The sequence below is a fragment of the Georgenia halophila genome (assembly GCF_039541595.1).
In genome coordinates this window covers 128,268-151,712 of sequence record NZ_BAABGN010000007.1, presented here as the reverse complement: position 1 = coordinate 151,712, position 23,445 = coordinate 128,268, and the positions used below count along the sequence as shown (strand labels likewise).

The following is a 23,445-nucleotide window of genomic DNA, read 5'->3' as shown; positions in this document are numbered from 1 at the left end:
CACCATGGGAGACACCCTCGGCAGCACCGTCTGGACGATCGTCGCGATCGTCGTCGTCATCTTCGCGGTGGTCGCCGTCTGGCGCGCCGTGCGGATCGTGCCGCAGGCCGTGGGGCTGATCGTCGAGAGGCTGGGCAAGTACCAGTCCACGATGTACGCCGGGCTGCACCTGCTCATCCCGTTCGTGGACAAGGTGCGCGCGGGCGTGGACCTTCGCGAGCAGGTCGTCTCCTTCCCGCCGCAGCCGGTGATCACCTCCGATAACTTGACGGTCAACATCGACACGGTGATCTACTTCCAGGTCACCGACCCCAAGGCCGCGACCTACGAGATCGCGAACTACGTCACCGGCATCGAGCAGCTGACCGTCACCACGCTGCGTAACGTCATCGGTTCGATGGACCTCGAGCAGACGCTGACGAGTCGCGACCAGATCAACGGACAGCTCCGTGGCGTGCTCGACGAGGCGACCGGCCGCTGGGGCATCCGGGTCAACCGGGTCGAGCTCAAGGCCATCGACCCGCCGCAGTCCGTGCAGGGCGCGATGGAGCAGCAGATGCGCGCCGAGCGTGACCGCCGCGCGGCGATCCTCACCGCCGAGGGTGTCAAGCAGTCGGCGATCCTCACGGCCGAGGGCGAGAAGCAGTCGGCGATCCTGCGTGCCGAGGGCCAGGCGCAGTCGGCGATCCTCCAGGCGCAGGGTGAGTCCCGCGCGATCCTGCAGGTCTTCGACGCGATCCACCGCGGGAAGCCCGACAGCCGCCTGCTGGCGTACCAGTACCTGCAGAAGCTGCCCGAGATCGCCAACGGCTCCTCTTCCAAGATGTGGATCGTGCCGACCGAGTTCACCGCGGCGTTGCACGGCGTCGCCCGCGGCTTCGGTGGCGGCGGAGGCGCCGGTGACGGTGACTGGGGCAGCGAGCCGGAGGGCGAGCACCCGACGGTCGACTTCGGTGACGACCAGTACGGCGTCGCGAGCGCGCTTCAGGAGACGGTGCTGCAGGATCCCGACGAGGCGTTGGCCCAGGCCCGCGGCGAGGCCCAGCAGGCGACGTCGGAGGCCTCGACCGCGGGCGAGCAGACCGGCCGCCGGTTCTCCCGGCGGGAAGAGGCGGGGCAGGCGCCCACCCGCTCGACCGGTTCGGACCAGGCCCAGGGCGGGTCCGAGGCCGGCGCGGAGGCGGACGACACGTCCCGGTTCGCCCCGCCGCCACGCACGGACGACGGCGACGAAGGTGAGGGCCGGCGCCCGCTCCAGTAGCCGCACGCCAGCCGGTCCACCGAGGATGTTCCCCGTCCGCGGACGGGGAAAAACGCGTTCATCTGGGCCGATGCCGGCGTTAGAGTGGCGAGGCCGCGCTGCGCGGCCTCACTGCGAAGAGGTTTGATGCTCGTCTCCCTGCTGCGGCGCTTCCTGCGCCCGTACGCGGGTGTCGTCGTCGCCGTGGTCCTGCTCCAGCTGGTCCAGACCGCCGCCGCGCTCGCCCTGCCCACGCTCAACGCCGCGATCATCGACAACGGTGTCGTCGTCGGCGACCTGACGTACATCGTGCGCGTCGGTGGGGTCATGCTCGCCGTCTCGGCGGTCCAGGTGACCTGCGCCGTCGGCGCCGTCTATCTCGGTGCCCGAACCGCCATGTCGGCCGGACGAGACATCCGCGCCGCCGTCTTCGATCGGGTCCAGCGCTTCTCCGCCGCCGAGATGGGCAGGTTCGGCGCACCGACGCTGATCACGCGCAACACCAACGACGTCCAGCAGATCCAGATGGTCACGCTGATGAGCCTGACCGTGATCGTGATGGCACCGATCACCATGGTCGGCGGCGTCGTCATGGCGTTGCAGCAGGACGTCGTGCTCTCCGCGCTGCTGCTGGTCGCCGTGCCCGCCCTGGGCGCCGTGCTCGCCTTCGCGGTGCGGCGGATGGGGCCGCTCTTCAAGCAGATGCAGCAGCGCATCGACCGGATCAACCTCGTCCTGCGCGAGCAGATCACCGGCGTCCGGGTGGTGCGGTCGTTCAACCGCCAGCCCACCGAACGGGATCGCTTCGACCGGGCCAACGTCGAGCTGCGGGACACCGCCCTCGGGGTCGGCAAGGTCATGGCGCTCGTGTTCCCGCTCGTCCAGCTCATCATCGGCGTCTCGTCCGTCGGCGTGATCTGGTTCGGCGCAGGCCGTATCGACGCCGGAGAGATGCAGGTCGGCGCGCTAGTGGCGTTCCTGAACTACCTCATGCAGATCCTGATGGCGGTGCTGATGGCGGTCATGATCTTCATGATGGTGCCGCGCGCCGAGGTCAGCGCCGAGCGCGTCTCGGAGGTCCTCGCCGTCGAGCCGGAGATCGTCGCGCCGGCCCGGCCGGTGCGCCTGCCGCCACGACGGCCGGGCGGCGGCCTCCCCGTCGAGCTCGACGGCGCCACCTTCGGTTACCCGGGCGCCGACGAGCCGGTCCTGCGGGACGTCACCATCCGTCTGGAGCCCGGCAGGACGACGGCGGTCATCGGCTCGACCGGTTCCGGCAAGACCGCGTTGGTCAACCTGGTCCCGCGGCTCGTCGACGTCACCGCGGGCGTCGTCCGCGTCGCCGGGCACGACGTGCGCGACCTCGACCCGGGAGAGCTGCGGGAGCGGGTCGCCCTGGTGCCGCAGAAGGCGTACCTGTTCTCCGGGACCGTCGCCTCGACGCTGCGGCACGGGAAGCGCGACGCCACGGACGCGCAGCTGTGGGAGGCGCTCGAGGTGGCGCAGGCCCGCGACTTCGTCGAGGCCCTGCCGGACGGTCTCGAGGCGCCGATCGAGCAGGCCGGCGGGAACCTCTCCGGCGGCCAGCGCCAGCGCCTCGCCATCGCCCGGGCACTGCTGCGGCGCGCGGACGTGTATCTCTTCGACGACTCCTTCTCGGCCTTGGACTTCACCACCGACGCCCGGCTGCGGGCGGCGCTGCCGCAGGCCGTCGGTGCGGCGAGCGTGCTCGTGGTCGGTCAGCGGGTCGCCTCCATCAAGGACGCCGACCAGATCGTCGTCCTCGAGGACGGCGCGGTGGTCGGCCTCGGCACCCACACCGAGCTGATGGAAAGCTCGGAGACCTACCGGGAGATCGTGCTGTCCCAGCTGAGCGTCGAGGAGGCGGCATGAGCGCGCCTCGCGGTCCCGGCCTGCCTCCCGTCCAGCGCTCGGCGAACTTCGGCGCCTCGCTGCGCCGCCTGCTCCGCCACCTCCGGCCGGAGCGCGCCCTGCTGACGCTCACCGTCGCCCCTCGGTGCGGGCTCCGTCCTCCTGCAGGTGCTGGGGCCCAAGCTGCTCGGTGACGCCACCAACGTGGTCTTCAACGGCGTCGTCGGCCGGATGCTCCCGGCCGGCGCCACGAAGGAGCAGGCCGTCGAAGGCCTCCGGGAGTCCGGCCAGGGCCAGGTCGCCGACATGGTCTCCGGGATGGCGGTCACGCCCGGCGAGGGCATCGACTTCACGGCCCTGGGCCGGACGCTGCTGACCGTGCTCGCGGTCTACCTCGGCGCCGCGGTCCTGCTGTGGCTGCAGGGCCTGATCCTCGCCCACGTGGTCCAGCGCGCGGGCTACCGGCTGCGCCGCGACGTCCAGGCCAAGATCGACCGGTTGCCGCTGTCGCACCTGGACAGCAAGGCCCGCGGCGACACCCTCTCGCGGGTCACCAATGACATCGACAACGTGACGCAGACGCTGCAGCAGACCCTTTCCCAGGTGATCACCTCGCTGCTGACGGTCCTCGGCGTGCTCGGGATGATGTTCTACCTGTCCTGGCAGCTGGCGCTCATCGCGGTGGTGACCGTCCCGCTGTCGGCCCTGCTGACGATGTCCATCGCCAAGCGGTCGCAGCCGCAGTTCGTGGCCCAGTGGCGCTCCACCGGTGCGCTTGGCGGCCAGGTCGAGGAGGCGTTCACCGGGCACGAGGTCGTCACGGCGTTCAACAGCCAGGACATCTTCACGTCGAGCTTCACCGAGGAGAACGAGCGGCTCTACCAAGCGAGCTTCAAGGCCCAGTTCATCTCCGGGACCATCATGCCCTCGATGGGCTTCGTCGCGAACCTCAACTACGTGCTCATCGCCGTCGTCGGCGGGCTCCGGGTGGCCTCCGGCGCCCTGACCCTGGGCGAGGTGCAGGCCTTCATCCAGTACTCGCGGCAGTTCACCCAGCCGCTGGCTCAGCTCGCCTCGATGGCCAACCTGGTCCAGTCGGGCGTCGCGTCGGCCGAGCGGATCTTCGAGCTCATGGACGCCGACGAGGAGAGCCCGGACCCCGAGCCCGCCGCCGGCCGTGACCCCGACGACCTGGCCCCGCGCGGCCGGGTGGAGTTCGACGGCGTCAGCTTCAGCTACACCGAGGCCGCGCCGCTCATCGAGGACCTCTCCCTCGTCGTCGAACCCGGCCAGACCGTCGCGGTCGTCGGGCCGACGGGCGCTGGGAAGACCACGCTGGTCAACCTCATCATGCGGTTCTACGAGATCGACGGCGGCCGCATCCTCCTCGACGGGGCCGACACCTCCGCCATGACCAGGGCCGACCTGCGTGAGCCGATCGGCATGGTCCTGCAGGACACCTGGCTCTTCCGGGGCACCATCGCCGAGAACATCGCCTTCGGGCGTGACGGCGCCACCGACGAGGAGGTCCACGAGGCGGCCCGCGCCACCAGCGTGGAGCGGTTCGTCCACTCCCTGCCCGACGGCTACGACACGGTCATCGACGACGAGGGTGGCGGCGTCTCCGCCGGCGAGAAGCAGCTCATCACCATCGCGCGCGCGTTCCTGTCCGACCCGCAGATCCTCATCCTCGACGAGGCGACCAGCTCGGTGGACACCCGCACCGAGCTCCTCGTCCAGCAGGCCATGTCGACCCTGCGCCAGGGACGCACGAGCTTCGTCATCGCCCACCGGCTCTCCACGATCCGGGACGCGGACGTCATCCTCGTCATGGAGCACGGGCAGATCGTCGAGCAGGGTGACCACGCGTCCCTGCTCGAGGCCGACGGCGCCTACGCGCGGCTGTACCAGGCCCAGTTCGCGGCCCCCATGACCGCGGAAGCCTGAGCTCGAGGGACACGATGCTGATCACCATCACGGACGCCGACGACGAGCGGCTCACCGACTACACCAACCTCACCGACGTCAAGCTGCGGTCCAAGCAGGAGCCCGAGAAGGGGCTGTACATCGCCGAAAGCTCGCAGGTGATCCGCCGGGCAGTCGCCGCCGGCCACCGGCCACGCTCGTTCCTCATGGCCGAGAAATGGCTGCCGTCCATGGAGCCCGTCATCGCCGAGGCGTGCGGGCAGCCCGACGGCGGGGACGTGCCCGTCTTCGTGGCCGAGGAGCCGCTGCTGCGGGAAATCACGGGCTTCCACCTGCACCGCGGTGCCCTGGCCGCGATGCACCGGCCGCCGCTGCTGCCCGTGGACGAGCTGCTGGCCGCCGCCCGTGGGGGCCAGGGCGCGCGCCGCGTCGCGATCCTCGAGGACATCGTCGATCACACGAACGTCGGAGGTCGCAACATTCCGCAGGTGAGCGATGAGCCCAAGCGACGCTCCAGGATCGCGATCCTCGAAGGCTTGGTCGACCATACGAATGTCGGAGCCTGCTTCAGGTCAGCCGCGGCGATGGGCGTCGACGCGATCCTCGTAACCCCGACGTGTGCCGACCCATTTTACCGACGCAGCGTGCGCGTCTCCATGGGCGCCGTCTTCCAAGTGCCGTGGACCCGCATCGAGAGCTGGCCCGCGAGTGTCCAGGAACTCAAGGACGCCGGCTACGTGGTGGCCGGGATGACCCTCGGGGAGGGCGCGGTCACGCTCGACGAGCTCGTCGCGGAGGACCACCGGAACCTCGCTCTTGTGCTCGGCAGTGAGGGCCACGGCCTCTCGGACCAGACGGATCAGGTGCTGGATCGGCGCGTGACGATCCCGATGATGCACGGGGTGGACTCCCTCAACGTGGCGGCGGCGTCGGCGGTGACGTTCTATGCCACGAGGTAACGCACGGGGTTGTGTCGCCCCAGGTCGGGAGGTTGAACTCTTGGCCGCGGATTCTGCCGATCGATGCCGGTGACGTCGAGCAGGATGCTGTCTGAAGTTGAAGGGAACTGATGGGTCCAACTTCGGTCGCTGGCTGACGAGTCCGCTGTTGGGTGCTATGGATCCCGGATCCACGAAGAGGCAGGGTTGACTTCCGCAAGCCGCAGAGAACATCACCCGTGCGCCTTTCCTCTCTGAACAACCCAAGGCACTGCCCTTGACCGCCTAACCCGTGTGACCGGGCGTCCTCGGGCGTCGGCCTGCCCTAAATCTAAAGCGCGGCCACCCCGTCACTCACCTCGGGTTGCACGTCTGGAAACGGAACGGCCTGACCGCCGCCGACTGCAGAGAGGCGCACGGCCTTACTCACAGCCACGGACTCGTCGCCAGCGACACCCGCGAGAGGATCGCCGATAGCGCGAGCCAGCACTTCGACGCCAAGCGGGCTTCCGCAAGAGCGCGCCACCCTGCCGCCGCCAGCGCCGCGCGGCTCGAGCGCGGTGCCTCCTTCTCACCAGAGCGTCTGGTGGCCAGCCTGTCGCGACCAGGCCTGGCCCGACTCGACACCGTTGGGGTCTGCAATTGGTGCGGTGCCGCGGTCCCTCATCGAAGCGCGCGCCGTCGGGCGGTTCTGCTTTCGCTCCTGCGCCAGCAAGGCTCACCCAGGCACGTCGCCAGGGGTGGGCGGGTACGGCCTCACTAACGCCTGTCAGCCTTCGACTGCTTGCGGTAGACCGATCGCGCTGCTTGGAAACCTCGTCGTCGCCGGGTTCGCGTATGAAATGTCGGTGGTGGCTGCTGGAATGCCGTCCAGGTGCATTGGACATTCGAGTATCAATAGTAGCCAGTATCAGCGATACTCAAGATCCTGAAGGGAGCAGCATGCCCGAGCCCACCACGGCCTCGAGTCCGGAAGGGAAGGCTGCTCGCGCGGCCGAGGAGCTCGCCGCCGAAGGCAACCCGGTCACCAACCGAGCTGTGCGTGAGCGCGCCCGAGTGTCCATGGCGGTGGCCGCCGAAGCGGCGCGCGTGTGGAACGAGCTAGCGGCCGAGCAGGAGAGCGTGCCCGACTTCCCGGACGACGTGCGCGCACGTTTCGACGGGATCTGGCGCGCGGCCTACGTGGCTGCCCGTCAGGAGTTCGACGAGGTGCGTGCGGGCTGGGTCAGCCGGGTCGAGACTGCTCAGAAGGACGCCGCTGCGCTGACCAAGGCCGTCGCCGAGCTCGAAGAGCAGCTCGCGCAGGAGCGTGAGGAGGCGCATCAGGCGCAGAGGACCGCGGCGGGCGAGCTGGCCGAGGCCCAGGCCCGTGCCGCGAAGGCTGAGGGCACTCTCGAGGCCGTGACCGCCGAGCGCGATCGCCTGCTGACCGAGCTGGAGTCGGCACGCAAGACGGCGAGCAGCTAACGGTTCGGCCGGGTCCGGGGCGAGATGAACATGGCGAGCGACATCGAGAACGAATACGTCCGCATCGAGGCGGCACTGGACTCTCCGACTCTGCGGCTGCTCGACCGCAAGTCGGCCGCCGTCGCCATGCCCGTCTTCGCGGCGGTGTTCCCCGATGACGCACAGCCGGTGCCCGTCGAGCGGTTCCACACCAGGGTCGAGGCGCTCCTGGCCGAGCTCAGCATCGCGGGCTACCCGGTGCCGTCCGGCGACGGGAAGTCGCTTGCGATGCAGTGGGTGCGTGAGCGGTGGCTGTACCGCGACCCCGGCCGCGGTGAGGAGACCTATCAGCTCACCGGCGACGCGAGAGCGGCCATGGAGTACGTGGCGCGGACGACCAGGACGCAGCTGAACGTCTCCGCCTCCCGCATCGAGACGATGCGGCGGGTCATCTCCGAGACTGCCCTGGCCGCGAACCCCGACCGGGACGAGCGAAAGCGCCGGCTGGTCGAGGAGATCGCGGCGCTGCAGGCCGATCTGGAGCACCTCGAGGCGGGCGGCGAGATGCCGCAGGCCTCCGAGGCCGAGCTGGTCGAGCAGTTCGCGAACGTGCTGCGGGAGATCGAGGGACTGCCGTCGGACTTCCGCCGTGTCGAGGAAGCCGTCCGGGACATGCACAAGGTCATCACCCGGCGGTTCCGCGAGGAGGCGCATCCGGTGGGCCAGGTGCTGGACGACTACCTCAGCCAGGCGAAGACCCTGCTCACGACCACGCCGGAGGGCCGCGCGTTCGCGGGTGCTCAGGAGCTGCTGCGCGATCGGGACCTGCTCTCTCGGCTGCGGGCCGATCTGGAGAGCATCCTTGCAAATCAGTGGGCCGATGGCCTCCTTCCGGAAGAGCAGCGCCAGCTCCGCTCGGCGGTCGACGTGATCCGTCGCGGCCGTGACAGCGTGCTCGATCGGCGGCAGCGCCTTTCGGCGACTCTGCGTGAGCACATCGAGAACTACGACCACATCAAGAACCGCGAGCTCGACCGGGCCCTCAAGGACATCGACCGCGAGATGCGGACGTGGATGCAGTCGGCGCGTCCACGCGACCACGTCGACGTCGAGCTGATGCCGCCGGAGCTTGACATCGCGGGTCTGAAGCTGCGCGTCTTCGACCCGGACAGCGAGCGTGTGCCCGAGTCGCTCGAGGACGTGTCGACCGAGGCCCCGCCCGCGCTGTCGCTCGATGAGATCCGCAAAATGGGCGGCCCGTCGCTGCGCCAGCTCCAGGAGGAGATCGACGCTCGGCTGGTCGCCGGTGACATCGCCACAGCGGCTGCGCTGTTCAACGAGCTGCCCGACGACCTCCGTCGGCCGGTGGAGGTCCTCGGCCTTCTGCACCTGCTCGCGCGGATCGACGCCCCAGTGGACCTGGACGTCCGCGAACTGGTCTCCGCGATCCGGGCCGACGGCAGCACCCGCCGACTGCTCCTGCCGACCGTGACGCTGGACGATGCCTCCGAGAAAACAGGGGATGGGCATGACTGATTTCTTCCACGACGAGGACCGCGCTGACGAGACCGATGCCCCGGTGCCCGAGGACGACCTCCGTTCGGGGCTGTTCGAGGGCGACGAGGGCACCCTCTACCCCGAGCAGCGACGGTGCCTGCACGCGCTGCTGAAGCACCGCTACATCTCCGCCGACCGTCACCCCGACCATTGGGAGGTCCTGCTCAAGGACGACGAGGGCGTGATCAAGAGCCGTCTCCACGACATATTCCTGGACCTGCAGGTGGAGTGGGAGCAGCGGATCGCGTTCAAGCGGCGGGCGATCAGCGAGACCGGCGAGCCCCTGCCCTCGCTGCTGCGCGACGTCTCCCACACCAAGGAGGAGACGATCGTGATGCTGGCACTGCGGCAGCGGTATTTCGCGCAGCGTCAGGAGGGCGACGAGGCGGTGTTCATCGACCGTCAGGCGATGCTCGAGGAGATCTCCGAGCGCTGGCCCGAGCACCTGACGAATCGATCCGCGGCGGCCAAGAAGGCCGAGACGGGCATCGAGGGTCTGGCAAGGGCGGGCGTGCTGCTCAAGACCGTCGACCCGGACCGGTTCCAGATTTCGCCGATCATCGAGGTCCTGCTGCCGGTGGAGAAGCTACATGAGCTGTTGACCTGGCTCATGACGCAGAACGGGACGGCACCAGCTGACGAAGAGGCCGACGACGAGCTCGAGCTCGACGGGCTCGCGGTCGAACAGGGGGACGACGCATGACTTTGGACCAGATGACCTTCCCGGTCGAGACCACCGAACCCGATCACGCGCAGTGGCGTCTGGAGACGATGCAGCTGGTGAACTGGGGCGGCTTCCACGGGTACAAGAGCATCACCGTCTCGCCCGGCTCCACTCTGCTGACCGGCGCGTCGGGCACCGGCAAGTCCACCCTGCTCGACGCTTGGATCGCCCTGACGATGCCGTCCAACGTCGACTTCAACGGGGCCTCGAACGACACCGGCAGCGGACGTGCGCGGTCCGCAGAGAAGCGCAACCTGCTCAGCTACTTGCGGGGCAAGCAGGACAAGAAGGGCGACGGGTCCGGTTGGACTCAGGAGCTGGTCCTGCGCGGCAAGGAAGGCGAGCCCGTCTGGGGCGCACTGGCGTGCACCTTCGCCAACGACAACGGTCGTAAGTACACCGTGCTGCGAGCCTTCTTCGTCCGGGCCGGGGGTACCGTCAACAGCGACGTCACCACGACGTTCGCCACGACGGATGGCTTCGTCGACCTGAACCGGCTCGAGCCGCTGGCGGCGACCCGGTTCGACAAGCGCGCTCTGAGGAACGCCCTGCCCGGACTCGTCGTCTTCAACACCTTCCGGGAGTTCGAGGAGAACCTGCATGCCCGACTGGGCATCGGGGGCGGCGACGGCGGTCGGAAGGCGATGCGGCTCCTGGCCAGGGTGCAGGCCGGGATGCAGATCAACCGTGTCGACGACCTCTACAAGACCATGGTGCTCGAGAAGCCGATCACCTATCAGGCCGCCGACGACGCCCTGGCGCACTTCGCCGACCTAAAGGCCGCGTACCTGAAGATGGTCGACGAGGCGGACAAGGAGAAGGCCCTGCGGCGTCTGCCCGACCTGCAGCAGGAGCTCGCCGATGCGCTAGCGCGAGCGGAGCTCATCAGCCGCTTCGGTGCCGACCAGGAGGGTCCGACGCCCTTTCAGCTGTGGCGGCTCCGGACCGAGCGCGCTCTGCTCGACGAGACCGTGACGGTCAATCGACGCGAGCACGCGGAGACGACGTCGACGCATGATCAGGCCCGGAAGGCCGAGGCAGACTATGAGCTTCGTCTCGGCGAGATCGCCGAGGAGAAGCGCGCCCACGGCGGCGACGTGATCGACGAGCGCCGACGGAGGATCGCCGAGCTCCAGCGGAGCCGTGACGGCGTCTATGCCGCCAACCTCAAGTTCCAGGCACGGACCGAGGCCATCAATCTCGTCGTCCCCGAGACCACTGAGCAGTTCGCCGAGGCGCGGGCCCAGGCGGCAGACTTCCTGGCAGGCTTCGACGAGCGCGAGCAGATGCTCCAGGTCGAGGAGGAGTCGATCCGGGAAGAACAGCTGTCTCCGCTGACCACCAAGCAGCGCGACCTGCTCGACGAGAAGCGCTCCCTGCAGGGCCGTACCGGTGCTGTCCCGAGGCGGCTGCATGAGGCGCGGGTGCGGATGGGCGAGGCCGCCGGTCTCGATCCGACGGAGGACCTCCCGTTCGTGGCCGAGCTCATCGACGTCCTGCCCGACGAGGGTCACTGGCGCAAGGCCGTCGAGAACACGCTGGGAGGCATCGCCCGGACCGTCCTGGTCGACCGCCGCACGCGCGATCGGCTCTCGGCGGCGATCGACGGTGTGGTGATCAAGCCGCGCATACGGTTCCAGGCGGTCACTCTCGCCGAGCACGAGGACTGGCGGGGCGATCCGGACTACGTCTCCGGCAAGGTGGCGTTCAAGGATTCTCCCTTCTCCCGGTGGGTCCAGGATCGCGTGAGCGACGACGGCACCGACCATCTCTGCGTGCCCGACGCGGCATCACTGAACGGCAGGGGACCGCGTGTCACCCCGGCAGGTCAGACCCGCGACGGCGACCGCGGTGCGCACGGGGAGTCGGGCGACGGCGACATCGTTGGCTTCACCAACGGGAGACGTCTCGCCGACATCGAAGAGCAGCTGGCCGACTTGGACCCCCAGATCGAGGCGGTTCGAAAGCGGATCTCCGAGGTCCAGCAGCGCCTCTCCGGCCTGCGTAGGCAGAGGGACGCCCATGTCTACGTCCAGGACACCGAGTGGGCCTCCATCGACCATCTCGGCATCGACCGGCGCATCGGCGAGCTCGAGGACGAGATCCGCCAGCTCCGCGAGGCGAACGAGATCCTCGACGTGCTCGAGCAGGAGGAGGCGGACATCAGGCCGCTCCTCAAGAAGGCGAACAGCGCCCGGGTCTTGGCCGAGAATCGCCTGGAGGAGCTGGAGAAGGCGCACGTGAAGCTCGTCGACTGGCAGGACTCCGTGCAGGACGCGATCGACGAGATCGATACCCGGCAGACGGCGGCGGTGACCGAGGACCAGCAGACCTACCTCGACGAGCTCTACACGAGCAACTGGGACTCCTCGGACCTGCGCACGTTCAACCACAACATGACGGCGATGAAGAAGAAGCTGCGCGAGGAGGCCTCTTCGGCCCAGCGGACCATCCGCAGCACCCAGCAGGCGATGGAAGCCATGTTCGAGCAGTACAAGGCCCGCTGGACCGAGAACAATCTCGGCACGTCCGTCGAGTCCGCCGACGAGTACCGCGAGATCCTCGACCGGATCCAGTCCGAGGGCCTCCACGAGCGACGCGACCAGTGGCGTCGCGAGTTCACCGCGTGGTCGAGCGACGATCTGCTCCGGCTCAACGAGGCCTTCGGCATCGCCCTGGAAGACATCGAAGAGCGGCTCCGGCCGGTCAACCGGATCCTCGCCGGCCTCCCGTTCGGCGGCAAGGGGTACCTCCAGATCGATCTGCGGCGGCTCCCCAAGGAGAACCTCACCAGGTTCCGGCGGAGTCTGCGCCAGCTGTCCTCGGGGCTCGCCCTCGACCTCACCGAGCAGCAGATCGAGACACGGTTCCAGCGGCTCAGCGAGTTCATGGACCAGATCAGCGTCCGGGAGGGATCCACGGCCGAGCGCGATCGCTACCTCGATGTCCGCCAGCACGTCGTCATCACCGCTCGGTGCCTCGACGAGCACGGCAGCGAGATCGCGACCTACGACCACATCGCGGGCAAGTCTGGTGGTGAGATGCAGGAGCTCGTCGCTTTCATCGTCGGGTCGGCCCTGCGGTACCAGCTCGGGGACGAGGACCGGTCCAGGCCCCGGTTCGCACCGGTGTTCCTCGACGAGGCGTTCATCAAGGCCGACAGCGAGTTCGCGGGTCGAGCGGTCAGGGCCTGGCAGAGCCTCGGGTTCCAGCTGATCGTCGGCGCGCCGCTGGACAAGGTGACTTCGCTGGAGGAGCCCATGGACCTGCATCTGCTCGTCACAAAGAGCTCTCACGGCTACTCCTACGTCACCGACATCCTTGATCCTGATCGGGTCATCGCATGAAGACGCCGAGCGAGGTGACCGCGGACATCCAGCGCCGACTGCAGGGCCGCTGGCACAGCCACCTGGCCGACACGGACGAATCCTTCCCGCACGCCTTCCCGCTCGGACGTCCCACGGCGGCCGAGCTGAAAGCCGACTACGCCGCCGTCCACGCCCGCACGATCGAGTGGCAGGACTGGGCTCGCAGCCGGGAGGTCGAACTGGTCTACGTGAACCGCGTCGCCAAGGGAGGGAGCACTCAGGTGCTGCCCACTCACGTCAAGGTCGAGAGCATCGACCACGCGGCCGCGATCGTCGCGGGGGAGTGGCCGGAGCGTCTGGCGCGCAGCCGCGAGCGGCTCGCCGTGATGCGCGAGCGGTATCCGCACGTCGCCGACGTCGACCGAGTCCTGCGACTGGTCGACATGTACTCGATGGTCGACTTCGAGCTGCTCGTCGACGTCGCCGACTGGTTCCTGGAGGATTCCTCCCGCGCCACGCTCGGCATCACGCCCCGCCAGGTCCCCGTCCCCGGCGTCCACGCGAAATGGCTGCAGAGCCATCGCGCCGGCGTGCAGGCGCTCACCGGCCTCGACGACCTGGGCCTCCTGCCCGCGCACCCGCCGCGCATCCACTTCACCTACCTCGACCCCGGTCACCGGGCCTCGGGAGAGCGTGTCCACGACTCGGCCACCGTCGGCGACGCGTTCGAGCCCGCTTACCTTCCAGGCGTGGTCGCCATCTCGGAGAACAAGGACACGGCGATCCACTTCCCGCCGCTGGCCGGTGGCATCTGCGTCGAAGGCGTCGGCAAGGGCGGCAAGACGCCCGCGGCTTTCCCGTGGATCCGCGACGCCCCGATCCTCGTGTACTGGGGCGACATCGACCGCGACGGCTACGAGATCCTGGACGGCTATCGCAACGATTTCGACCGCGACATCGACTCGGTCCTCATGGATCCGATGACGTACGAGGCCTATGAGGAGTTCGGCACCGACCTCGATCAGCACGGACGCCCGCTCTCGGTTGGTGACCCGAGGCCGGTCGAACGCCTCCGTGACGACGAGCGGTCCATGTACCTGCGCATCCTCGACGAGGAGCACATCGGGCATCGACGCATCGAGCAGGAGCGGATCCCGCTCGACCGAGCGCTGGAAGCTGTGAACCGGATGCGTGGAGAAGCCGGGCTGTTGCACTGACCAGTCCCTGCTACGGAATCCAGCGCGGCCCTTCGACTCTCCAATGTCGGTGCCATGATCCGCTCCGCCGCCGGGCTCGAGGATCGCGACGGTGCTCGGCGCCGACGGCGACGGCCTGGGTCGGGCCACGGTCGAGGCCGCCGACGTCGTCGTGCGCTCGGGCGCAGTGGACTCGCTCAACGTCGCAGCTGCTTCTGCCGTCGCGTTTTGGGCCACGCGATAGCGGCTGTCGTCGGCTCCGCGGCTGGCCAGCCGCTGTACCTGCCGCATGGAGGCCTCTCTCCGGGAATTGGATGAACTCATCCGACGGAGTCGCTGTAGAGGTCGAGGAAGGTGCGTATCCGGTTTTTATGGACCTGATGATCGCCAGCCAGCAAATCGTTGCGTTCGCGCAGCGTTTGCACATCGAGCAGGGCGTGCCTGATCAGAGCATCGACGAACGCCTTGTCCTTATCGCGGCCTGCCGCCAGTTTAGAAACGGCGAGATCGTGCGCCTCGAGGAAGTGCGGCTCTGCAGGAGCCGAGGAGACGAGGTCCCAGCTGACCAGTCGGTTCCGCCAGCCGTCCGGGAGAACAGCGGTCTCGAGGTGAACGCCCTCAGCGTAGATGCCGTGGGTTGCCTGAAATGTAGAGAACTCGCCGATCGCACCTTCGACGTCGTCGGCCTTACCCCGATCGAGATCGTCGAGGAAGGCGATGTCGGCCTCTATCGAGGCCGTCGCCTCGACAGGGAGCTCATCCTCGTCGTGCGAGCCCAGGATCGACTGCGAACCGATGACGAGGACATCTTTGTCGCCCGTGATATCGCACGATGCTCTGAGGATGTGCGCGAGTTGCTGGCGATTCATGCCGCCGTACCGACCGGGCCGTGTTCCCTCTCCCAGTGCTCGCGAAAGGCGCGCAGGACCTGTCGGCGCTCCTCATCCGGAAGAACGCCCGCAAATGGGCTGTTCTGCCGCAGCTCCGACGACTGCTCGTCCATACCCGTCAGGACCTCGACGACCTCGTGAACGCCATCCTCGATCACGCCCTGCCACTGGTCGAGATAGCGCACGGTCATGCCGTCCGGACGATGCATGGTCTTCCAAGTGGCGATGTTGTCCTTCGCCGCCTGCAGCACGCCACGGGGGTCGACCATGAGCGCGCCGAGGAGCGCGCGGTGGAGCCAGAGCGACTTCTCCTGCTCACGCGTGACGCTCGGCTTCGTCATGCGCGCAACATCACGACGGCGGATCCGGCGGTGAGCCCCAACCTTGGTGCAGATCAGTTCACCACGGTCGCAGAGATCGACGACGTGCTGACGCGAGACTCCGAGAATCGCGGCCACGTCTCCGGTGCTGAGCCAGTCGTCGTGCATGGACTCCATGATAGGCGCAAACACCAAAAACACAACAGTCGCTGGACCTGCTCACAGCCCCGCGTCCCGCGCGACGACGGCGGCACGCATCCGGGTGGGCAGGTCCAGCTTGGTCAGGACCCGGGAGACGTGCGTCTTGGCGGTGGCCTCCGAGATGCCCAGCTGGTCGGCGAGCTGGGCGTTCGAGAGCCCATGGCCGAGCCCCGCCAGGACCTCGCGCTCGCGCGCCGTCAGTTCCTCCAGGGCCGCGGGCGGGACGGGCGGCGGCGCCGCCCGGCGCTCGCGGAACCGCTGCAGCACGCGGCGCGTCACCTCCGGGGCGAGGACGCCGTCGCCCGCGGCGACCCGCCGGACGGCCGACACGAGGTCGGCCGGCTCGACGGTCTTGAGCAGATAGCCGGCGGCGCCCGCCTCCAGGGCACCGTCGACGTACTCCTCGATGTCGAACGTCGTCAGCACCAGGACGGTGGCGAGGCCCGCACCGACGATCTCCGCCGTCGCCTCCACCCCGGAGACACCCGGCATGCGCAGGTCCATCAGCACCACGTCCGGCCGCAGTGCCCGGGCTTGGATGACGGCGGCGCGGCCGTCGGCGGCCTCGCCGACCACGCTGATGCCGGGATCGGCCGCCAGCACCGCGCCGAGGCCGGCCCGCACCGCCGCGTGGTCGTCGGCCAGCACGACCCTAACGCCGTTCTCGTCCTCGTTCACGAGACCACCGCCTGGGCCGGGACGTGCCTGGGCACCTCGGCCCGCACGACCCACGTGCCGTCGTCGCCGGGCCCGGCACGGCAGACGCCGCCGACGGCGGAGGCCTGCTCGGCCATGATCACGGTCCCCAACCCGGTGCCGAGCCCGGCGCCTCCGCCCGTACCTGGGTCGGTCAGGCGGTTGACGGCCCTCAGGACGACCTCGCGTAGACCCGCCCGGGCCGTCACCGTCACCGCGCTCCCGGGAGCGTGACGAGCGGCGTTGACCAGCGCTTCCTTGGCGATCCGCATGAGGACGCGGGAGGTCGCTGTCGTCAGCGCCTCGCGCGGCACGTCGACGTCGAGGACGAGGTCGATGCCGAGCCGCTGCGCATCGGCCCGCAGGATCTCCGTCTCCCCGAGCCCGGGCGGCACCCTCAGCGGCAGCTCACCGGGATCGTCGGCGCTGAGCACGTCGATGAGCTGACGCAGCTCGCTGAGCGCCTCGAGGCTGGACTCGCGCACCGCCCGCATGGAGCTGCCGCCCGCACCGGCCTGCGCGACCGCTGCGCCCGACTGCAGCGCGATGGCGGACAGGTGCGCCGCCACGGCGTCGTGCAGGTCCCGGGCCAGGGTCGCGCGCTCGGCGCGCACCGCCTGCTCACGTTCCGCCACGGCGGCCCGGACCACGGCGTCCGCCCGGGCGGCCTCGGCCCCGGCGCGAGCCTTCTCCGCCTGCACCAGCGCGTCCCGCTGCCGGCTCGCCGTAGCGATGAACAGCGGAGTGCCGAGGAGGGCCACCGCGGAGAGCGCGTACTGGACCCGTTCCGCCACCGAACCGGTGCTGAGCACCAGCACCGCCACGGAGGCGACGGCACATGCCAGGGTCACAATCGTCCGCTCGCGCCGAGACCCCACCAGTGCCGTCGCGTAGAGCGCGTCGAAGAGTGCGATGAGCACGGCCAGGTTCGTGCCTCGGCCGGTCAGCGCCGCCTCTCCGATCAGCATGCCTGCGATCACGCCCACCGCGAGGACCGGCAGGCGCCGCTTGAGCAGCAGCGCACCGGCAGAGACCAGTGCCGCCACCATTACGATGACCGAGCGGTCGTCCTCCGGAGCCCAACGGCCGAACACAGTGAACGCCACCAGGACACCGAGCAGCACGATGCCGACGCTCATCGCCACGTCGCCCCGGAAGGACCGGTACGGCAGGCGGGGGAGGACCCAGTCGTCGATCGCGGACGGGACGTGCTCGGCGTCCGGTCTATCCGCATTCCGGCTCGGGGTCATGACGAGATCCCAGCACACCCGGCGTGCCGGCGAGTAGTCCGAACGATGTACGGATTCGCCCGCGACCTGCATCGTCGGCCGGACACACGGACGTGGCAGGACGCGAGAGGGTCACGCTATGGACCTCTCTACCGTGGGCCTGCTGGGTCTGCTCGCCCTGGCGGACTCGACCAGCTTCGGCACCCTGCTCATCCCCATCTGGCTGCTCCTGGTCAGCGGTCGGCCACGACCGGGACGGCTGCTCGTCTACCTCGGCACCGTCGCTGGCTTCTACTTCGTGGTGGGCCTGCTGCTCTCGGTGGGCGCCGGCCTGTTCCTGACCGACATCCAGGCGTGGACGGAGACCGACGCCGGCGCCGCAGTGCTCGTGGTGACGGGTGCCGCGCTCATCGTGGCGGCGTTCCTGATCGACCGGCGCCGCAAGGTGGGAAGGAACAAGGAGGGCGGCGGACGACTGCTGCGCTGGCGCGACCGGGTGATGAGCGCCGAGTCGGGTTCGGCGCGGCCGCTGATGGCCCTGGCGCTGACGGCAACAGCGGCCGAGGTCGCGTCGATGCTGCCCTACCTCGTCGCCATCGGGGTCATGACCGACGCCGACCTGCCGCCCGCCGCGCACCTCGGCGTGCTGGCCGCGTACTGCCTGGTGATGATCGTGCCCGCCCTGATGCTGCTGGCGCTACGCCTCGTCGCCCACCGGGTCGTGCAGCCGCTGCTGGTGCGGATCAACGACTGGCTGACCAGATCGGCCGGGGACTGGATGCCGTGGATCGTCGGCATCCTGGGCTTCCTACTGCTCAGCGAAGGCGCCGACCAGCTCCCCGGCGTCCATTTCCGCATCTTCTGAGACGCGCTACTCGCTCGCCTCTACGCTGACATCCATGCCACACCCGATCATGTTCGACGACGACGATCCGTACCTGGTCCGGCTACGCCGGGTGGCGCTGGAGTTCCCGGACGCCGAGGAGCAGGTCGGGCACGGGCGCCCGCAGTTCCGGGCCGGTGCTTCCGGCAAGGTCTTCGCGGTGTACGGCTCGGGCACGAAGGGCCCGGCCGCCACCCGCGTGATGTACCCGCACGGGCTGGTCCTGCTGCCCGACGAGGACGACCGCTTGGCCCTCGCCGCGGACCCGCGCGTGTTCGTGCCCGCGTACTACGTGCCGTCCGGCTGGATCGGCATCGACCTCGCCGACGGCGGGACGGCGCCGGAGGACGTGGACTGGCAGGAGATCGCCGAGCTGCTCGACGCCTCCTACCGGCAGGTCGCCGGCCGAAGCCGGGTCGCCCGCCTCGACGCCGACGGCGGTCCCGCGGCCCGTGGGCTCAGCCCTGCCTGACCTCTCGACCTGGCCACCGGCGCCAGCGTGTGGTGGCGAGACCACGCCGACCACCACATGCCCGCCCTGATGGAGCCCGACGGCATCTTCCACGGCGTCAAGGACACCAACGACCGCGACGAACCGATCCTTTATGCCGCGTTTCGTTACCCATGAGCCGGCAGCCTCGATATCGCACCATGTCGAGGGTGAAACGGAGGGTGAAATTCACCGCCCACCAGGTCATGCGCGGCCAGCCAGATGCTCTTTGCGCTAAACCGGTACACGGTCGAGTGAAATCTTTCGGACTGCGGTGGCGCAGTCCGCATGGGGGGCGTCGTGGCTAAAACACCTGAGCGGTCGACTGTGAGCGCATCTGCGCGGCGGCGCCCTACCAGTTCAACTGCGCTGCGCCGGTGGGTCAGCATGGTGACGGCCTTGCTGGTCGGTGTGCTCGGCGCAGGAGCAGCCCTGGCCGCGCCAGCCGTCGCCGCGCCGGTGTACGAGATCACGGCGCGGTGGGTGGACGACACACCCGCCACTGTCGCCTCCGGTGACGTGGTCAACGCCGAGTGGCGGGTCAACGTCAACGATGACGCGGAGGCGCCGTCGAACGACCCGGTCGACAACGTCAACTTCACCCTGACGATCGACAACGGCACCTTCCAGGCCTTGCCCGACAGCTGCCTGACCTCAGACGTCACACCGCCGTCGAGCATCTCCGACGACGGCAGGACGCTGGTCTGCAACCTCGGCACGCAGGACCAGGGAAGCGCCCACGTGCTGCAGACCCCGATACTCGCCGAGGGTCCGACCGGGTCCTCCATCACCGGGACCGGGACGATCGACGGTGCGACCGCGGACCTGGACCCGATCGAGATCGTCAACGAGTTCGGTATGGACATGGCGTGGGAGACACCGACGTCGAATCTGGTCTTCGGCGACGGGTACGTCGACGTGGACTACCAGTGGACGCTGTTCCTGGACAGTGGCTCGGAGGCCGGTCCGAACTCGGTCTCGTACATCGTCGACGTGGACACGGAGAACGACTCCGCGGTGACCGTCGCGCCGGACGCCTGCTCGGCGTTCAGCGAGGGCAACGCTCCCGGTCACCCGTGGTCCGGTGGTGCTCACCCGGACGAGAACACGGCGCCGTTTGTCGGCACGTGCTCGCTGACATCCACCGGAACGGCGGGGCAGTTCACGCTGACGCTGACCGACATCGACTACTCCCTGACCGATGTACCCACCCGAGACTCGACCAATGCGGTGCTGCCGGCCGACCGGCTGGCGGTGGCCAGCGGCTCGGTGACCTTCCGCATCGCCACCACGACGCAGACCGGGACCACCCTGACCACCGACGCACCCGACTACGACGCACCCGGCAGCGATGCGACCGACACCGACGACGGGTCCAACAACGTCTCCAGCAAGCACATCAGCTTTCCCGGTGGGTTCAGCAGCGCCTGGGATCGCGCGTACACCGGGGCAGGGGGAACGTCCTGGGACAACAGCTACCAGGTTTCCCGGGGCACCGAGGTGCGCCAGGGCATGAGCGTCGACGCTCGGGCTTACGCGGACGCCGCTCCCGACGGCCTCTTCGGCGTGTGCGAGATCCTCGATTCGCGGTACGTGACCCTCGTCGATGCGTACGGGTCCGGATTCGGTTCCTACCCGGTGCAGTACTACGTCGGAACTGACCCGACGGTCGACCCGGCGCCGGGCAACACGGCCTACGACCCGAACGCGTTCGACTGCGGGATCGGCGGCAACAGCACGACCGGCGGTGGTGGCTGGGTGACAAGCCCGCCGGACGATCTGTCGACCGTGAAGGCAGTCCGTGCGGTGTACCCGGCCTCCCAAGTCATCGCGAGCCCTGGCCGGGAGCGGATGAACGCGGTCGTCACAATCAAGGACACCGCGCCGATCGGTCAGGACATCTGGTCCTGGGGCACGCCGTTGCGCGGCGACGGCGTCTGGGTCTCGCAGGTACACAGGCCGCGCCAGACCATCCCGGATGCCCGCTACCCGCACACCCACGTGTCGCGTGACGTCCTGCACGTGGTGTCGGCGACCCCGGCGGTCGACAAGGCAGTGGACCGGTCCGTCGTCCGGCCCGGAGTGCCTGCGACGTACACGCTGACGTACTCGGCCAACGGTGCCGGCGGCGTCCCGCCGACCGTGGACGGCTACGAGCTCGTGGACACCCTCCCGCTGGGAATGAGCTACGTGGACGGCTCCGCGGATCCGGCCCCGACGGTTTCGACCGATAACCAGGGCCGCGAGGTCCTCACCTGGACCATCGACGGTGTGCCCACCAACACCGAGAACACGTTGACGTACCAGGCCGAGGCGGACGATTCCGTCACACCGGGCGACGTCCTGACCAACACGGCCGAGGCGTCCTACGGCGGACTGGCACGCAGCGACGACGCCCAGGTGACGGTCTCGACGACGGGGTCGACGCTGATCGCGAAGACGACGGATCAGTGGTTCATCGCGAACCCGGACGGTGACGGGAGCGATGAAGCCGGGTCATGGACGGTGACGCTGCGGTCGCAGGATCCGTTGCCGCAGGCGTTCACGGACACGATCGACATCCTCCCGTACAACGGTGACGGCCGCGGGACGGACTACTCGGGCAGCTACGACGTGACGAGTGTCGACGCGCCGGCCGGTGCGACGGTGTACTACACGACCGCCGCGGTGGCGGACCTCTCGGACGACCCGGCCGACGCCTCCAACGGTGCGGCCGGAGACCCGACCGGTAACACGGTCGGCTGGTCGACCACGCCCGTGGCCAACCCGACGGCCATCCGGGTGATCGGTGGCGAGCTCGCCCCGGGCGCGACGTCTACTTTCCAGGTGAACATCCAGCCGGACGGCGCGGCGCCGGGTGATGTGTGGGTCAACCGGGCGCAGGCGATCGCGGAGCACACCGAGCTGGTGATGCGCACGTCCGAGCCGTTGACGATGGGCACCTACTATTCGGCGTCGCTGAAGAAGTATGTGCAGGACGCCGAGGGTGTGTGGCGCGACGCGAACGACGTCGCGGACTATCCGCTGTTCCGGGACGGGGACACGGTCCGGTACCGGATCGGGGTGGAGAACACCGGGCAGGGCGTGTTGACCGATGTCGAGGTCTCGGACGACCAGCAGCCACAGCTCGGCTCGTTCGTCATCGATGAGCTTGCCGTCGGCGAGACCGAGTTCCGCGAGTTTGAGATCGTCCTGGGTCAGGACGGTCCGGAGACGGTCATCAACGAGGCGTGCGCCACCATCGCGCCGGAGAACCAGCCCAATGACGTCGAGACGCCGGTCCAGATCAACTGCGACCCGGCCGGGTTCGAGGTCGACGGGGACCCCACCCACGACAAGACCCTGGTCTCGGCTACTCCGGTTGGTGGCGGGCAGTGGGAGGTCGTGTACGGCATCGAGGTGACCAACACCTCCACGCACCCGACGTCCTACAGCCTGGACGACACCCTGCACTTCACCGACCAGGCCACGATCGACTCGGCCACGGTGACAGACGCACCGGACGCAGTGACGCTGGAGGACCCGGAATGGGACGGCCAGGACAACCCGACCATCGCGACGGGTGTACCGCTGCCCGGCAGCGACGACCAGGGCTACGCGCCGCACGTGTATGAACTGACCGTGGTCGCGGACGTGCCGCTGCAGCTGACCGGCGCGGGCTCGGGCGATGACTCCGACCCGACCCGGTGCCCCGACGGTGGCGACAGTGACACGGCGTTCAACAACACCTCGGTGATGACGGAGGCGACCGGTGAGGTCGAGGAGGACCAGGCCTGCGCCGAGATCCCCTCGATCGAGATCGACAAGTCCATCGTCGATGAGCCCACCCAGGACGGTGACGGGGCTTGGTCGATCACCTACGAGATCGACGCCGTCAACACCGGCGCGGTCGAGGGCGTGTACGACCTGACCGACCGGCTGCGGTACGGCACCGGCATCACCGTCACCGACGCCCAGGTGGTCGCCACCCCCGGCGGGGTGAGCGCCCTCGAGGACTGGACCGGGCAGGGCGCCGAGAGCGATGCCGCCAACGTGGTCGCCGAAGACGTGGCCCTGCCCGCGGGTGAGACCCACACCTACCGGGTCCAGGTCACCGCCACCGTCGACACCGACGACACGGACGCCTCGACGTTCACCTGCCCGGAGCCGGGCACCGACCAGCCGGGCGGGTTCGCCAACACCGCCGGGATCGGGCACAACGGCCTCACCGCCACCGATGAGGCCTGCGCCCCACCCGTGGCCGAGGACCCGCCCGCCGACCCGGACGACCCGGACGACCCGCCGCCACCACCGTCGCTCCCGGAAACAGGAACCGACGCCTGGATCTACGCCAGCGCCGCTGTCCTGCTGATCATCGCCGGCACAGTGATCCTCGCCATCCGCCGACGGCAGACCAGGTGAGGCAATAGCGGGCTGCCCTGCCACCGACCCCCAGGGGTGGCAGGGCAGACCCGTCTGCAACTGAGGCACGGTGAGGTATGACGAAGCGATGTGGGTGGCCACGCCGGGGAGAGCAATCTAATGCGCCG

The 23,445-nt window shown here is 69.0% G+C and carries 17 protein-coding genes and 1 pseudogene; 14 read left to right on the top strand and 4 right to left on the bottom strand.

The window, feature by feature from the left end:
• Positions 1-4 precede the first annotated feature (4 nt).
• The 10 genes and pseudogenes from ABD907_RS08780 to ABD907_RS08735 form a co-directional block, all read left to right on the top strand.
• Positions 5-1,261, top strand: coding sequence for an SPFH domain-containing protein (locus ABD907_RS08780; RefSeq protein WP_345215866.1), 1,257 nt, complete (start codon positions 5-7; stop codon positions 1,259-1,261).
• 126 nt (positions 1,262-1,387) lie between these two features.
• The gene (locus ABD907_RS08775; protein ID WP_345215865.1) at positions 1,388-3,133 is read left to right on the top strand and encodes an ABC transporter ATP-binding protein; all 1,746 of its coding nucleotides are present in this window, start codon (positions 1,388-1,390) and stop codon (positions 3,131-3,133) included.
• Between the two features lie 147 nt (positions 3,134-3,280).
• Positions 3,281-5,059, top strand: coding sequence for an ABC transporter ATP-binding protein (locus ABD907_RS08770; protein ID WP_425555732.1), 1,779 nt, complete (start codon positions 3,281-3,283; stop codon positions 5,057-5,059).
• Between the two features lie 14 nt (positions 5,060-5,073).
• Positions 5,074-5,997, top strand: a complete 924-nt coding sequence (locus ABD907_RS08765) for a TrmH family RNA methyltransferase (protein ID WP_345215864.1) — start codon at positions 5,074-5,076, stop codon at positions 5,995-5,997.
• A gap of 921 nt (positions 5,998-6,918) precedes the next feature.
• Positions 6,919-7,443 (top strand): DNA-binding protein, encoded by a 525-nt coding sequence (locus ABD907_RS08760; RefSeq protein ID WP_345215863.1) that lies wholly within the window; start codon positions 6,919-6,921, stop codon positions 7,441-7,443.
• Positions 7,444-7,473: 30 nt separating this feature from the next.
• Entirely contained in the window at positions 7,474-8,958 is a 1,485-nt protein-coding gene (locus tag ABD907_RS08755) for a DUF3375 family protein (RefSeq protein WP_345215862.1), read from the top strand.
• Positions 8,951-9,682, top strand: a complete 732-nt coding sequence (locus ABD907_RS08750; protein WP_345215861.1) for a DUF4194 domain-containing protein — start codon at positions 8,951-8,953, stop codon at positions 9,680-9,682. Before ABD907_RS08755 ends, ABD907_RS08750 begins: the two co-directional genes overlap by 8 nt.
• Positions 9,679-13,050, top strand: coding sequence for an ATP-binding protein (locus ABD907_RS08745; RefSeq protein WP_345215860.1), 3,372 nt, complete (start codon positions 9,679-9,681; stop codon positions 13,048-13,050). The genes ABD907_RS08750 and ABD907_RS08745 overlap by 4 nt, the downstream gene beginning before the upstream one ends.
• The gene (locus ABD907_RS08740; RefSeq protein ID WP_345215859.1) at positions 13,047-14,228 is read left to right on the top strand and encodes a Wadjet anti-phage system protein JetD domain-containing protein; all 1,182 of its coding nucleotides are present in this window, start codon (positions 13,047-13,049) and stop codon (positions 14,226-14,228) included. The genes ABD907_RS08745 and ABD907_RS08740 overlap by 4 nt, the downstream gene beginning before the upstream one ends.
• 70 nt (positions 14,229-14,298) lie before the next feature.
• A pseudogene (locus ABD907_RS08735) lies at positions 14,299-14,451 on the top strand (TrmH family RNA methyltransferase); the annotation flags it as partial.
• Between the two features lie 76 nt (positions 14,452-14,527).
• Here ABD907_RS08735 and ABD907_RS08730 read toward each other — a convergent pair.
• Genes ABD907_RS08730 through ABD907_RS08715 form a run of 4 tightly spaced genes read right to left on the bottom strand, consistent with a single transcriptional unit; the run spans position 14,528 to position 17,564 of the window.
• Positions 14,528-15,076: a DUF6036 family nucleotidyltransferase gene (locus ABD907_RS08730; protein ID WP_345215858.1), complete on the bottom strand. Its 549-nt coding sequence runs from the start codon at positions 15,074-15,076 to the stop codon at positions 14,528-14,530.
• The gene (locus tag ABD907_RS08725; RefSeq protein ID WP_345215857.1) at positions 15,073-15,585 is read right to left on the bottom strand and encodes a helix-turn-helix domain-containing protein; all 513 of its coding nucleotides are present in this window, start codon (positions 15,583-15,585) and stop codon (positions 15,073-15,075) included. Before ABD907_RS08725 ends, ABD907_RS08730 begins: the two co-directional genes overlap by 4 nt.
• Positions 15,586-15,636: 51 nt before the next feature.
• Positions 15,637-16,296, bottom strand: coding sequence for a response regulator (locus ABD907_RS08720; protein WP_345215856.1), 660 nt, complete (start codon positions 16,294-16,296; stop codon positions 15,637-15,639).
• Positions 16,293-17,564, bottom strand: a complete 1,272-nt coding sequence (locus ABD907_RS08715; protein ID WP_345215855.1) for a sensor histidine kinase — start codon at positions 17,562-17,564, stop codon at positions 16,293-16,295. Before ABD907_RS08715 ends, ABD907_RS08720 begins: the two co-directional genes overlap by 4 nt.
• 118 nt (positions 17,565-17,682) lie before the next feature.
• Here ABD907_RS08715 and ABD907_RS08710 point away from each other — a divergent pair, with 118 nt between their 5' ends.
• From ABD907_RS08710 to ABD907_RS08695, 4 genes are all read left to right on the top strand, one after another.
• A complete protein-coding gene (locus ABD907_RS08710) occupies positions 17,683-18,408 on the top strand; it encodes a GAP family protein (RefSeq protein ID WP_345215854.1) in 726 nt (241 codons plus the stop codon).
• Between the two features lie 34 nt (positions 18,409-18,442).
• On the top strand, positions 18,443-18,898 hold the full coding sequence (locus ABD907_RS08705) for an MmcQ/YjbR family DNA-binding protein (RefSeq protein ID WP_345215853.1): 456 nt from the start codon (positions 18,443-18,445) through the stop codon (positions 18,896-18,898).
• A gap of 9 nt (positions 18,899-18,907) precedes the next feature.
• Positions 18,908-19,054: a DUF4913 domain-containing protein gene (locus tag ABD907_RS08700; RefSeq protein WP_345215912.1), complete on the top strand. Its 147-nt coding sequence runs from the start codon at positions 18,908-18,910 to the stop codon at positions 19,052-19,054.
• Between the two features lie 249 nt (positions 19,055-19,303).
• Positions 19,304-23,317, top strand: a complete 4,014-nt coding sequence (locus tag ABD907_RS08695; RefSeq protein WP_345215852.1) for an LPXTG cell wall anchor domain-containing protein — start codon at positions 19,304-19,306, stop codon at positions 23,315-23,317.
• Positions 23,318-23,445: the final 128 nt, after the last annotated feature.

What these genes read in the sequence shown, in the direction of transcription:
- ABD907_RS08780 (WP_345215866.1), top strand. Translation starts at nt 5, where the DNA reads ATGGGAGACACCCTCGGCAGCACCGTCTGGACGATCGTCGCGATCGTC.
- ABD907_RS08775 (WP_345215865.1), top strand. Translation starts at nt 1,388, where the DNA reads ATGCTCGTCTCCCTGCTGCGGCGCTTCCTGCGCCCGTACGCGGGTGTC.
- ABD907_RS08765 (WP_345215864.1), top strand. Translation starts at nt 5,074, where the DNA reads ATGCTGATCACCATCACGGACGCCGACGACGAGCGGCTCACCGACTAC.
- ABD907_RS08760 (WP_345215863.1), top strand. Translation starts at nt 6,919, where the DNA reads ATGCCCGAGCCCACCACGGCCTCGAGTCCGGAAGGGAAGGCTGCTCGC.
- ABD907_RS08755 (WP_345215862.1), top strand. Translation starts at nt 7,474, where the DNA reads ATGGCGAGCGACATCGAGAACGAATACGTCCGCATCGAGGCGGCACTG.
- ABD907_RS08750 (WP_345215861.1), top strand. Translation starts at nt 8,951, where the DNA reads ATGACTGATTTCTTCCACGACGAGGACCGCGCTGACGAGACCGATGCC.
- ABD907_RS08745 (WP_345215860.1), top strand. Translation starts at nt 9,679, where the DNA reads ATGACTTTGGACCAGATGACCTTCCCGGTCGAGACCACCGAACCCGAT.
- ABD907_RS08740 (WP_345215859.1), top strand. Translation starts at nt 13,047, where the DNA reads ATGAAGACGCCGAGCGAGGTGACCGCGGACATCCAGCGCCGACTGCAG.
- ABD907_RS08730 (WP_345215858.1), bottom strand. Translation starts at nt 15,076, where the DNA reads ATGAATCGCCAGCAACTCGCGCACATCCTCAGAGCATCGTGCGATATC.
- ABD907_RS08725 (WP_345215857.1), bottom strand. Translation starts at nt 15,585, where the DNA reads ATGCACGACGACTGGCTCAGCACCGGAGACGTGGCCGCGATTCTCGGA.
- ABD907_RS08715 (WP_345215855.1), bottom strand. Translation starts at nt 17,564, where the DNA reads ATGACCCCGAGCCGGAATGCGGATAGACCGGACGCCGAGCACGTCCCG.
- ABD907_RS08710 (WP_345215854.1), top strand. Translation starts at nt 17,683, where the DNA reads ATGGACCTCTCTACCGTGGGCCTGCTGGGTCTGCTCGCCCTGGCGGAC.
- ABD907_RS08705 (WP_345215853.1), top strand. Translation starts at nt 18,443, where the DNA reads ATGCCACACCCGATCATGTTCGACGACGACGATCCGTACCTGGTCCGG.
- ABD907_RS08695 (WP_345215852.1), top strand. Translation starts at nt 19,304, where the DNA reads ATGGTGACGGCCTTGCTGGTCGGTGTGCTCGGCGCAGGAGCAGCCCTG.